At 73.4% G+C, this 1,580-nt stretch carries 2 protein-coding genes; both read left to right on the top strand.

Going from position 1 to position 1,580, the window contains the following annotated elements; genetic code table 11:
* Positions 1–805: flagellar hook-length control protein FliK (locus AC6H2I_RS30370; RefSeq protein ID WP_497504529.1), on the top strand; the 805-nt coding region annotated here is incomplete at its 5' end.
* A gap of 14 nt (positions 806–819) precedes the next feature.
* Positions 820–1,470: a flagellar hook assembly protein FlgD gene (locus tag AC6H2I_RS30365; RefSeq protein ID WP_497504528.1), complete on the top strand. Its 651-nt coding sequence runs from the start codon at positions 820–822 to the stop codon at positions 1,468–1,470.
* The last annotated feature ends 110 nt before the right edge of the window (positions 1,471–1,580 follow it).

The raw sequence follows: 1,580 nt of genomic DNA, 5'->3' as shown, positions 1-1,580 counted from the left end.
GGCGATGGCCGGGGCGCCGGCCGCCGCGGTGGCGGGGGCGGCGGTCGCCCGCGACCAGCCCGTCGTCGCCGTGGACGGTCCGCGGTCGGGCAAGCCCGCCCCGCGGACCGGGACGGGCGGCGCCGGCAACGGTGCGGCCGCCGCGGCTCCGGCGTCGCCCACGGCCGCCGCCGCGCCGCGGCCCGAGCCGCAGCGTCAACCCGGCGCCGGCCAGAACCCGATGGCGTCCGGCCAGGGCCTTCCCCCCTCCCCCTTCGCCGCCCCGATGGCGGCGGACGGCGGCGAGGCCGGAACCGGCGACGGGCTGCCCCCGTTCACCACCGCATCCACCGCCCACACCGGCACCACCGCGGCCGGCGCGGTGCGCCCCGCCGCCGTCCCCCCGGGAGCGGCCGGCCCCATGGCCCAGCTCGCCGCCCCGCTGGTGCGGGTCGCCGATGCCGGCGGCGGCAGCTTCCACATCGACCTGAAGCCGGCCGAGCTGGGCCGGGTGTACGTGGTCGCCGAGGTCAACGACGGCCGGGTGACCCTGTCGGTCCAGGCCGAGAACGCCGACACCCTCACCCTGCTGCGCCGCGACCTGCACCAGCTCGAAAAGGCGCTGGGCGACGCCGGCCTCGCTCTGAACAACGCCACCGTACAGTTCTCGCTCCACGGCGAGGGGCAGTCCCGCGGCTTCGCCGATTCCCAGCAGGGCGGCAGCGGCCGCCCCAACACCGGGGACGGCCTGACCGCCGCCACGGCCGAGGACCCGTCCGAGCGCACCCTCACCCCGGTCGACGGGCTGGTCGACGTCATCGTCTGAGAGGATCCACCGCCATGACCACCACCGCCGCGACCGGCACCGCCAACACACCCGTCGCCGCCACCGAGAAGAAGGCCACCGTCGACTACGAGGCGTTCCTCCAGCTGCTGACCGCGCAGCTGCGCAACCAGGACCCGCTGGCCCCGATGGACGCCACCCAGTTCATGACCCAGCTGGCCCAGCTCTCCACGGTCGAGCAGGCCATGCGCACCAACGACACCCTGACCGAGGTGCTGGACACCTTGAAGAGCAGCGGCATGCGCATGGACATGGCCTTCCTCGGCCGCGAGGTGGAGGTGGAGTCCGAGAGCTTCGCCCTGACCGACGGGCAGGCCAGCGTGGCCTACGCGGTCGACGGCAGCCCGGCGACCGTCAAGCTGGAGGTGCTCGACGCCGCCGGCAAGACGGTCTACAGCACCACCGGGTCGCCGGCGTCGGGGCGCCAGACCTTCACCTGGGACGGCAAGCGCAGCAACGGCGACACCGCGCCCGACGGTCTCTACACCCTGCGCATCACCGCCAAGGACAAGACCGGGGCGACGCTGGAGTCGGCCAGCGTCATCACCGACACGGTGGAGGAGGTGCGCAACGTCGACGGCGTCAGCCAGTTCGTCCTGAAGAGCGGCATCGTCGCCCCCGCCGACGCCATCCTGTCGGCGTCCTGAGAGACCGTTTGAAAACGGTTGGCCTTGGCGTTGTGTTATGATTCAAGCTTCGTATGTGGACGGATGCGACGCGCGGCCGGATGGCCAAGATCGAGAAGAAGACGAAGCGG

Source organism: Azospirillum sp. NS33 (genome assembly GCF_059703765.1).
This window is presented reverse-complemented; position numbering and strand designations above follow the sequence as displayed.